The sequence below is a fragment of the Laspinema olomoucense D3b genome (assembly GCF_025370785.1).
GTDB classification, from domain to species: Bacteria; Cyanobacteriota; Cyanobacteriia; order Cyanobacteriales; family Laspinemataceae; genus Laspinema; species Laspinema olomoucense.
The window spans coordinates 216414-227364 of the sequence record NZ_JAMXFA010000002.1; the positions used below are offsets into that span (position 1 = coordinate 216414).

10 protein-coding genes are annotated in these 10951 nt (G+C 48.1%); 6 read left to right on the plus strand and 4 right to left on the minus strand.

The annotated features are described in order from the left end of the window. Positions 1-191: 191 nt before the first annotated feature. The 5 genes from gltB (at position 192) to NG792_RS02155 (ending at position 7779) form a co-directional block, all read left to right on the plus strand. The gene (gltB, locus tag NG792_RS02135; RefSeq protein WP_261234336.1) at positions 192-4778 is read left to right on the plus strand and encodes a glutamate synthase large subunit; all 4587 of its coding nucleotides are present in this window, start codon (positions 192-194) and stop codon (positions 4776-4778) included. Positions 4779-4914: 136 nt separating this feature from the next. Then, entirely contained in the window at positions 4915-5331 is a 417-nt protein-coding gene (locus tag NG792_RS02140) for a XisH family protein (protein ID WP_261201968.1), read from the plus strand. After that, entirely contained in the window at positions 5319-5660 is a 342-nt protein-coding gene (locus NG792_RS02145; protein ID WP_261234337.1) for a XisI protein, read from the plus strand. Before NG792_RS02140 ends, NG792_RS02145 begins: the two co-directional genes overlap by 13 nt. 209 nt (positions 5661-5869) lie before the next feature. Further along, positions 5870-6868 (plus strand): hypothetical protein, encoded by a 999-nt coding sequence (locus NG792_RS02150; protein ID WP_261234338.1) that lies wholly within the window; start codon positions 5870-5872, stop codon positions 6866-6868. 263 nt (positions 6869-7131) lie between these two features. Beyond that, positions 7132-7779 (plus strand): Uma2 family endonuclease, encoded by a 648-nt coding sequence (locus NG792_RS02155; RefSeq protein WP_261234339.1) that lies wholly within the window; start codon positions 7132-7134, stop codon positions 7777-7779. A gap of 95 nt (positions 7780-7874) precedes the next feature. Here NG792_RS02155 and NG792_RS02160 read toward each other — a convergent pair whose 3' ends face one another. Continuing rightward, the gene (locus NG792_RS02160) at positions 7875-8168 is read right to left on the minus strand and encodes a hypothetical protein (protein WP_261234340.1); all 294 of its coding nucleotides are present in this window, start codon (positions 8166-8168) and stop codon (positions 7875-7877) included. Between the two features lie 54 nt (positions 8169-8222). Between NG792_RS02160 and NG792_RS02165 the strand changes: the two genes are divergently transcribed. Then, on the plus strand, positions 8223-9707 hold the full coding sequence (locus NG792_RS02165; RefSeq protein WP_261234341.1) for a glutamate synthase subunit beta: 1485 nt from the start codon (positions 8223-8225) through the stop codon (positions 9705-9707). 120 nt (positions 9708-9827) lie between these two features. Here the strand turns inward: NG792_RS02165 and NG792_RS02170 are convergent, their stop codons facing one another. The 3 genes from NG792_RS02170 to NG792_RS02180 form a co-directional block, all read right to left on the minus strand. Next, positions 9828-10028: a hypothetical protein gene (locus NG792_RS02170; protein ID WP_261200264.1), complete on the minus strand. Its 201-nt coding sequence runs from the start codon at positions 10026-10028 to the stop codon at positions 9828-9830. Positions 10029-10331: 303 nt separating this feature from the next. Beyond that, positions 10332-10460: a hypothetical protein gene (locus NG792_RS02175; protein WP_261234342.1), complete on the minus strand. Its 129-nt coding sequence runs from the start codon at positions 10458-10460 to the stop codon at positions 10332-10334. A gap of 183 nt (positions 10461-10643) precedes the next feature. After that, complete coding sequence (locus tag NG792_RS02180) at positions 10644-10787, minus strand: hypothetical protein (protein WP_261200262.1); 144 nt, start codon at positions 10785-10787, stop codon at positions 10644-10646. Positions 10788-10951 lie beyond the last annotated feature (164 nt).

The window sequence follows — 10951 nt, forward strand, 5'->3', positions numbered from 1 at the left end:
GGACCAAGGACCAAGGACCAAGGACCAAGGACCAAGGACCAAGGACCAAGGACCAAGGACCAAGGACCAAGGACCAAGGACCAACAACCAAGGACCAACAACCAAGGACCAAGAACCAACAACCAAGGACCAAGGACCAAGGACCAATGACCAATGACCAATGACCTAATTTTCCATCCTTAACGAGCGTTATGAACCATCAAAAACTGCCACAAAAACAGGGACTCTATGACCCTCAGTTTGAACACGATGCCTGCGGTGTTGGCTTTATTGTTCATCAAAAAGGTCAAAAATCGCACTCTATCGTTGAACAGGCCCTGACCATTCTCCTCAATCTGGACCACCGGGGTGCTTGTGGTTGCGAAAATAATACCGGGGATGGTGCCGGAATCTTACTCCAAGTCCCTGATGCGTTTCTGAAAAAAGTTGCAGCAGCAGAAAACATCGGACTGCCGGATGCCGGTGAATATGGCGTGGGCAACATTTTTTGCTCTCAGGACCCTGCTATTCGCCAGCAAGGTAGGCAGCTATTTGAAAAAATTGTCGCGGAGGAAGGGCAGAAGGTTTTAGGATGGCGGGATGTGCCAACGGATAACTCCTCTTTGGGGAATACGGCAAAATCCAGCGAACCCTTTATTTCCCAAGTGTTCATCCAACGTAGTGCTAATATCGCCGATGATTTGGCGTTCGATCGCAAGCTGTATGTTATCCGCAAACGGGCAGAACGGGAAATCCACGCCAGTGAACTAGACTCGTTCTGGTATGTTTGTAGTCTCTCCTGCCGCACCCTGGTTTATAAAGGGATGTTAATGCCGGTACAGGTGGGAGACTATTTCCCTGAGCTCCATGATGAGACAATGGTAAGTGCTTTGGCCCTGGTGCATTCCCGCTTCAGTACCAACACGTTTCCCAGTTGGGAACGGTCTCACCCCTATCGCTACATTGCCCATAATGGGGAAATCAATACCTTGCGCGGCAATATCAACTGGATGCACGCCCGGGAGTCCCTGTTTGAGTCGGAACTGTTTGGGGAGGACCTCAAAAAGCTGTATCCCGTGATTGACTTAGAAGGCAGCGATTCGGCGATTTTCGATAATGCTTTGGAAATGCTGTTCCTGTCTGGGCGTTCCTTGCCTCATGCGGTGATGATGATGATTCCCGAACCCTGGACCGCCCATGAGTCCATGAGTCCGGAGAAAAAGGCGTTCTACAAGTACCATTCTTGCTTAATGGAACCCTGGGACGGTCCGGCCTCGATCGCCTTTACTGATGGCACAATGATGGGGGCAGTGCTCGATCGCAATGGTTTACGTCCCTCTCGCTATTACGTCACTAAGGATGATTTAGTGATTATGGCCTCGGAAGCTGGGGTTTTACCGATTGAACCGGAACGCGTTGCTTATAAAGGTCGCCTGCAACCGGGTCGGATGTTCCTCGTAGATATGAAACAGGGTCGGATTATTTCTGATGAAGAAATCAAAACCCAAATTGTCAGTGAACATCCCTATCAACAGTGGATTGATGAGAATTTAGTTGCCCTTTCTCAACTGAAAGATGGTCCTGAATGGGGAGAAATTGACCCGGTGCCGTTGATTCAACGACAAATGGCGTTCGGGTACACTTTTGAGGAATTGCGCCTGTTGATGACGCCAATGGCGACCAATGGGGTGGAGGCAGTCGGGTCAATGGGAACGGATACGCCGTTGGCGGTGTTAAGCGATCGCCCGAAATTGCTGTATGACTATTTCCAACAACTGTTTGCACAAGTTACAAATCCCCCGATTGACTCGATTCGGGAGGAAATTGTTACTTCGGCAGAAACCACCATTGGTTCGGAACGAAATCTCCTCAAACCTACGCCGAAAAGCTGCAATTTAATTGAGTTAAAAACTCCAGTTCTCACCGATGAAGACTTGGCAAAACTCAAGGCAGTAATGGGCGAGTTTAAATCTACAACCATCCCGATGTTATTTGACCCGACTACTGGGGTGAAGGGATTGGAAGCGGCCCTGGAAGCAATTTTTGCTCAGGCAAGTGAGGCAGTCACCTCGGGTACCACTATCCTCATTCTCAGCGATCGCGGGATGAACAAGGACAAGACAGCAATTCCCGCATTATTAGCAGTTGCCGGACTGCATCACCATCTGATTCGCCAAGGCACTCGCACCCAGGTGGGATTAGTCCTGGAATCTGGCGAACCTCGGGAAGTTCATCACTTCGCCGCCTTGATTGGGTATGGTTGTGGGGCGATTAATCCTTATCTCGCCTTTGAAACCATTGATGACATGATTCGCGAGAAATTACTCGTGAATGTGGAGTATAAAACCGCTGTCAAAAATTACATCAAAGCGGTGACGAAAGGGGTGGTGAAAATTGCCTCGAAGATTGGGATTTCGACGATTCAAAGCTATCGCGGTGCCCAGATTTTTGAGGCGATCGGGTTGAATCAGTCGGTGATTAGTCGGTATTTTACCTGGACTGCTTCCCGAATTGAAGGGGTGGATTTAGAGGCGATCGCCAATGAAACCATCATGCGTCATTCTCACGCCTTCCCCGATCGCGATGCCAATGGTCACACCCTGGATGTGGGCGGTGAATACCAGTGGCGCAAAGACGGTGAAGCGCACTTACTGAGTCCGGAAATCATTCATGCCTTGCAACAAGCAGTGCGTGAGGGCAATTACGAACTCTACAAGAAATATGCGGCGAAAGTGAATGAACAAAATCAGAAGTTCTTCACCTTACGCGGATTGCTGGAGTTTAAAGCACAAAACCCAATTCCTTTAGAAGAAGTAGAACCGATTGAGAACATCATGAAACGGTTCAAAACCGGCGCGATGAGTTATGGTTCAATTTCTAAAGAGGCCCATGAAGCATTGGCGATCGCCATGAACCGAGTCGGTGGCAAATCCAACACCGGCGAAGGTGGGGAAGACCCGGACCGTTATACTTGGACCAACGAACGGGGCGACTCCAAAAATAGTGCGATTAAGCAGGTTGCTTCCGGACGGTTTGGCGTCACCAGCTTATACCTGTCTCAGGCGAAGGAAATCCAAATCAAAATGGCACAAGGTGCTAAACCCGGGGAAGGGGGACAATTACCGGGACTGAAAGTCTATCCCTGGATTGCCAAAGTGCGCCACTCCACCCCGGGAGTCGGGTTGATTTCGCCCCCGCCTCACCATGATATCTACTCCATCGAAGACTTGGCGGAGTTGATTCATGACCTCAAAAATGCCAACCGCAACGCCCGAGTTAACGTGAAGTTAGTCTCGGAAGTCGGTGTGGGAACCATCGCGGCAGGGGTTGCCAAAGCACACGCCGATGTGGTGCTTGTCTCCGGATTTGATGGCGGTACAGGTGCATCCCCCCAAACCTCCATTAAACACGCCGGTTTACCCTGGGAGTTAGGGTTGGCGGAAACCCATCAAACCCTGGTTTTAAACAATCTGCGGAGTCGGATTGTGGTAGAAACCGATGGACAGATGAAGACAGGACGAGACGTGGCGATCGCTGCCTTACTTGGTGCCGAAGAATACGGATTTTCCACCGCACCTTTGGTCACCTTGGGCTGTATTATGATGCGCGTCTGCCATAAAAACACCTGTCCCGTGGGGATTGCCACCCAAGATCCACAACTGCGCGCCAAATTCATGGGAGACCCAGAATATGCGGTCAATTTCATGAAATTTATCGCCCAAGAATTGCGGGAAATCATGGCCCAGCTTGGGTTTCGGACCCTGAATGAAATGGTGGGACGGACGGACTTACTGGAACCGAAAAAGGCCGTAGATCACTGGAAAGCGAAAGGAATTGACCTTTCTAACATTCTATATCAACCGCAAGTCGGTCCGGAAGTGGGTCGGTATTGCCAGATGGCACAGGACCACGGATTAGAGAAATCCCTGGATATGACAGTGTTGCTGGATCTGTGCAAAGATGCGATCGACAAGGGCGAAAAAGTCAAAGCAACCCTGCCGATTACCAATATTAACCGAGTCGTTGGCACAATTCTCGGCAACGAAATCACCAAGAAACATTGGGATGGATTGCCAGATGGCACAATTCACCTGCATTTCCAAGGAAGTGCGGGACAAAGTTTCGGGGCCTTTGTACCCAAAGGAGTCACCCTAGAACTGGAAGGCGACGGCAACGATTACATCGGCAAAGGACTCAGTGGCGGTAAAATTATCGTCTATCCGTCCAAGAAATCGACCTTAGTCCCCCATGAGAACATTATCGCCGGAAACGTAGCACTTTATGGTGCAACCAGTGGGGAACTGTATCTGTCGGGGATTGCCGGGGAACGATTCGCCGTCCGCAACTCCGGGGTTCATGCCGTTGTCGAAGGCGTCGGGGACCACGGATGTGAGTATATGACTGGCGGTAAAGTCGTCGTCATCGGACCTGCCGGACGGAACTTTGCAGCAGGGATGAGTGGCGGAGTTGCCTACATCCTGGATGAAGCAGGAGATTTCGCCACCCGGTGTAATACCCAGATGGCGGATATGGAGAAGTTGGAAGAACCGAGTGAAATTGCGATCGTCCGGGAGATGATCCAGAAACACGCGGATTATACCAACAGTCCCAAAGCGGCAGCAGTGTTGGCAAACTGGGAGGAAATGGTGCCCAAGTTTGTCAAGGTAATGCCACGGGATTACAAGCGGGTGTTGCAAGCGCTGGAAAGTGCATTAGCGTCGGGTTTAAGCGGCGATGATGCCTTGGATGCGGCTTTTGAACAGAATGCCCGAGATGTTGCCCGGATTGGGGGTAGTTAGGAGATAATTGGAGGGTGGGCAGTTGCCTGCCCTCTTTTGATTTGGGGAGGGATGAACCACGGATTACACAGATTTTCACGGAGAGATGAATTGAGGGATTTTATTGGAGTTGCTCTTATGTAATCGTAAAACTGATATGCCTCAACTTGATATCATTCATAACGCTGTCAAAAATTCTCTGATTAAAGCGGGTTGGACGATTACGGATGATCCCTATATTATCCAATATCGGAGTACCAAACTTTATGCGGACCTGGGCGCTGAAAGACCGATCGCCGCAGAACGCGAGCAGGAAAAAATCGTTGTAGAAGTAAAAAGTTTTGTGAGTGCGTCCCAGTTCCAGGATTTAAAGGAGGCGTTGGGTCAGTACGATATCTATCGGTATCTTTTAGAAGAAAGTAAAATAGACAGAAAACTTTATGTGGCTATCAGCGCCCTAATTTACAAGACGTTCTTTCAACGAGATGTGATTCAGTTGATTATCAAGAAGCATCAACTTCCTATGATTATCGTAGATACGGAATTAGAGGAAATACTGCAATGGATAGAATGAGTGAATATCCCCAATTAATTGAGGGGATTTTAACGGAATATATTGAGTTATGCAATCGCAGCCCAAACCCCAGTTTTGAAAGTTTTTTAATTGCAGATAAAGTCAATCATCATTATATCTGGATGAATCTGGGGTGGGAAAAAGGCGATCGCATTAATGAAATGACGGTTTATATTAGAATTCGCGACGGTAAATTTTGGATTGAAGAGGACTGGACTGAAGAGGGAATTGCTAATGAATTAATTCGTTTGGGAGTCCCGAAACAAGATATCGTGTTGGCGTTCCAAGAACCTAAAATGCGGCAGCATACAGAGTTTGCTTGGACCTAAATTTCCTCGTTTCCAGGCTCTGCCTGGGAATGCCAAATTGGAGGCTCTGCCTCCTCTTCTCATCCAGAATTTTATTCAAAAAAAACAGATTATTGGTCAAAAATGGCAACACTATACAGTAAAATAAAGGAGACCTTACATTCAAGCTGGAGAGGACAGGTCAATGCTGTTTGCCTCCGGTGACAATATTAATTATAGGAACTTCTTAAATGAGTAAAAACATCCGGCTGTTTTCTAACTATATCCAACGGGAAAACCAGACGACAAACTACTGTTTGCTGATTCTGAAGCTGCTTTACGAAGAAAATCCTAAATTTTTATCTGAAGTTTTGAGCACATTGTTGGGTGAACGCTTATCGGGAGCAGTTGGGGTCAAGTTTAGCCAACAAAACCGAGGTACAAAAAGCGTTCCCGATGGCACAATTAGTCAAGAGGCTTTTTCAATTGTTATCGAAACTAAACGGGATAATCGGTTTAATTTAGAGCAGTTAAGCCGCCATCTTGAGTCTATGAAAGAACAGCCGGGAATTAAGGTATTGATGGCTTTGGGTAACTTTGAATGGGAAGAACCCAACCCAGAAGCGTTTCAGGATATCGATCGCCTTGCAGAAGAAATGGGGGTGGCATTTGCACCAGTTAGCTTTGAGCAGTTCCTGCAAGCGTTGAAACTCAGCTATTTACCCAAAAATCTGGTGGATGCGATCGCAGATTTGGAAGAATATATGAATGAAGAAAATCTACTCCCCTCTTGGAAATATCATCTGGATGTCGTAAATTGTCGCGTCTCCTTCGATGATGTCCTTCAGCATCAAATTTACGTTTGTCCCGCCACTGACGGGAGTTACAATCATCGCCGCAGTCTTTACTTTGGGATGTACCGCAACAAGAGAGTTGAGCAAATTGGCAAGATTGAGGCGGTTGTGGATTTAGAGTCTGAAGAGACTTCTTCGATTAAATGGAAAAAAAATATCGATAAACCTGATTTAGAGTTAGTGGAAACAGCAAGAAGTCGTCGCAGTCAAATCGATAACTCCTGGTATCCGGCACGAGTGTTTATTTTGGCAGATTTACATTCCACTGATTTTGTGAAAACAAGTCCAGGGGGAATGCAAAGTAGTAAACAATACTTCGATATTAGTCACTTAAATGTCATGAATGCGGAGGATTTAGCTCGTAAATTGATGGGGAAAACTTGGGAGAATTATTGATGATTTGATACAATGGATGTGCTGCTGTTATGATGGGGAGTGGTTGATTAGGAGGCAGAGCCTCCAATTTGGCATTCCCAGGCAGAGCCTGGGAACGAGTAAAGGAGTAAATTAGAGGCAGGATGGACGACAGGCGATCGCCTTAAAAAGGATGTGGGGAGATCGGCCCTTGGTCAAGATAAACTGAGGGTCTGAGGTTAAGCTAAAATAATGATTTACGACCCAATTTTAAGTCAACATGATCCATTATATTGGAGAAAACTATGCAAGTTAAACTGAAACAAATCAAAGTTTCACCGGGTGGACAACTCCTGATGACTGATGTTAGTTGGCCCATGTACGAACAACTGTTAGAGGAGTATGCTGGAAAACCCGGTGTGCGGATTAATTATAGTCAGGGGTTTTTAGAAATTATGGTGCCATTGCCGGAACATGAGGCCAATAAAGGGATGATTGGCGATTTAGTTAAAATTTTGATGGAGGAACAAGATTTAGATTTTTGGAGTTTAGGCTCTACGACATTTAAAAATGAGGTGATGCAACAAGGGGTAGAAGCCGATGACTGCTTCTACATTGAAAATGAGGCAGCTATTCGGGTTAAAAAGCGGATTGATTTAACGGTAGACCCGCCGCCAGATTTAGCGATTGAAATTGATATTACTGCTCGGACTCGGTTTAATAATTATGAAGCATTAGGGGTGGGAGAACTTTGGCGGTTTGACGGCACGAAGCTGGAAATTAATGTATTGCAAGGAGGGCAATATGTTCAGGTGAGTGAAAGTCCTCATTTCCCTGGGTTGCCTTTGAGTGAGGTGGTTCCTCACTATTTAGAGCAAAGTAAAGTTGAAGGGAGAAATAAAGCAATTAAGGCGTTTCGCGCTTGGGTGAGGGAGAGAATTGAGGGAAGCTAGGAAGGAAGAAATAAGTTATACTAAGATTTTGAATTGGGGAGACTCATGAACTGGATTAGAAGAGTTCAACTGCGATCGCCCCCCTGCCTCAAAGCTCAGAATTTGGCGATAAACCCAATCCATCTGCGCCTCAACCCTGTTGGATGATGCCCTCGGGAGGGGCAGAATGTTGGAAAATGATAACATTTGGAATCCCGGGAGAGTTGCAGGGGGGAAGGGGAGAGAATCCGCTTGGGATGAGGATTGGCTGGATTTTTCCCCGGGGAATCTATAGGGCCTTGCTTAACAATTCGATATTCACTTTCAATAACGGCAATGATAAAATACGGCAAACCTGTAGAATCAAACGGCTTGTCAGCGATCGCTGCTCCAGTTTTGACCGTCTGCATTATCCCGCCATTTCACCCGAACCCTGACCGAATCTTGAACAGAGGACACGAACAATGGGAAAACCCACTGGCTTTCTTGAATTCCTGCGCGAATTACCGTCTGAACTAAACCCGCTCGATCGCATCGGCAACTGGGATGAGTTCCACCTACACATGGAGGAGGACAAGCTACGCACCCAGGCGGCGCGGTGTATGGATTGCGGGACCCCCTTCTGTCATACCGGCACTTTAATTAGTGGGATGGCAAGCGGTTGTCCGGTGAATAACCTGATCCCGGAATGGAATGACCTGGTGTATCGGGGTCTGTGGCATGAAGCGCTCGATCGCCTCCATAAAACGAACAATTTCCCAGAATTTACGGGTCGAGTCTGTCCCGCGCCTTGTGAAGGGTCCTGCGTCCTGGGCATCACGAACCCCCCGGTGACGATTAAAAATATTGAAAATACCATCGCCGATAAGGGATGGGATGAGGGGTGGATTACCCCGGAACCCCCGGAAAAACGCACGGGTAAAAAAGTGGCTGTCATCGGTTCGGGTCCTGCGGGATTGGCGGCAGCAGCGCAGTTGAACCGCGTGGGACATGAGGTTGCCGTGTATGAGAGGGCCGATCGCCCCGGTGGGTTGCTCATGTATGGCATTCCTAACATGAAGCTGGATAAGGAACAAGTTGTCTTACGCCGGATTAAACTCCTGGAAGATGAAGGGGTAAAATTTGTCTGTAATACAGAAGTGGGCAAAGATATCACTGCCCAACAACTGATGCAGGAGTATGATGCGGTGATTCTCTGTACCGGCGCAACCAAACCCCGGGATTTACCCATTGAAGGGCGCGATTTACAGGGGATTTACTTCGCGATGGACTTCCTCACCGGCAATACTAAAGCGGTTTTAGACCGACACAAAAACGGCAGTTTTATTTCCGCTGAAGGCAAAGATGTGGTAATTATCGGTGGCGGTGACACGGGGACCGACTGTGTGGGAACCTCGGTGCGTCATGGATGCAACAGTGTGGTGCAGTTGGAAATTCTGCCGAAACCCCCCGAAACTCGGGCATCTAACAATCCTTGGCCCGAATGGCCGAAGGTGTATAAGTTAGATTATGGTCAGGAAGAGGCAGCCGCAAAATTTGGGGCTGACCCTCGGGTTTATACCACGACGGCGACGAAGTTTGAGGGCGATGATAAAGGCCGGGTGAAGGCGGTACATACGGTGGTGGTAGAATGGCTCAAGGATGAGCAAGGTCGCTATACACCGAAGCCAGTTCCGGGTACGGAAAAGGTAGTTCCCACCCAGTTGGTGCTGTTGGCGATGGGATTCTTGGGCCCAGAACAGCCGCTGTTGGATTCCTTGGGATTGGAACGGGATGCGCGCAGCAATGTCAAGGCGGAACATGAGAACTATACAACCAGTCTTCCCGGGGTGTTTGCGGCAGGAGATTGCCGCAGGGGTCAGAGTCTGGTGGTTTGGGCGATTAATGAAGGTCGCGGGGTGGCACGGGAGTGCGATCGCTACCTGATGGGAAATACGGATTTACCCTAAGTCGGGAACACCTTGTGCCGCCGAACCGAACTGCGATCGCCAGTTCAGTATCGGCGGCATCCCCACCCGGATTTGGGGGGGAGAAGTGAGGGCAGTCGCCTCTAATCTGCTAAATTTGCCTTAGTAACTATCCTCGCCGGGAACTTCGTCTTCGGTCTCAACGGCTTTAGTTGTGGCCAGATCCAACGAGGCATCGTGAATCGCTTGCCATAAAGAAATTAACTCAGTCCCGCTGAGGTCGCTATTTTTATACTCCTTTACCGCCTCTTCTACTTCCTTTTGAGTATGCAGATGTGGCACGGTTTGGTTATCAGATGACATAAAACAACCTCTACTGATCAAACGGACGACATTGGATTGAGGGATGGGTTGTGAATCAATGAGTAATTCTTCACAGCTCATCGGCAATCCGGTTTCAAGGAAAGGTGCATAGGCATGAACGCCTAAAATCCCTAAATCCTAGCACCCCATTCCAACTGGAATACCCCTCAATTACAGGGATAAAGTTAGGCGTGAATGGAGACTGACTGATTTGACTTTATTGTAATCACATTTCCTGTAAAAAAGGATTAACTGTTACATTTTTTCGCAATGGGGGATAAAAATTACATAAAAGTTTAAGAATTACAAACCCCGAACTTTAACTTTTAATGCTGCGATCGCCCAGGCAATCTCTTGAGCTATCCTCAACCGTTGCCGGTAATTTATAGCACAGATGCACTTGGGCGATCGCTTCGTGCCAATGGTCTTCAAATCAATAGCTGAGTAAAAAACCAGCCTGTTTTCCCACTTCTTGTCCTTTAGCTAAATTAGCCCAAATCGCCCCGCGCTGTCCAGGGGCCAACAGGGGATAGAGAATCTGAGCGCAAGTGAGGCCAACTTGGAGAGGGGGCTGACATTAAAGGGGTTGAGCCGATTTTTTGTGAGATGGGTGACCTACTCGCGCCGGAAAGTGCCGGGAGGATACTGTAACAATTGTTCCACCTTAATCTCGGGATAGTATCCCGTTACCCCAGCAAAGGTGGGAGCCCGATTCCCATTAGCTTTGGCACCCAAAGCATCCGCCTGGAATAGAGCCAAATCACCTAATTTCCCAGATTTCTGGTAGAGTTGAAAGGCGCGATCGAGCGGTTTAACGTGAATGCCCAGAGCGGGAAAACATCGAGATAGACTGCCGCCATTCTAATTCAGATTAGCCAGGGACTGCCACCGCTGTTCAGCGGGAAATCCCCAAAAGACGAAGC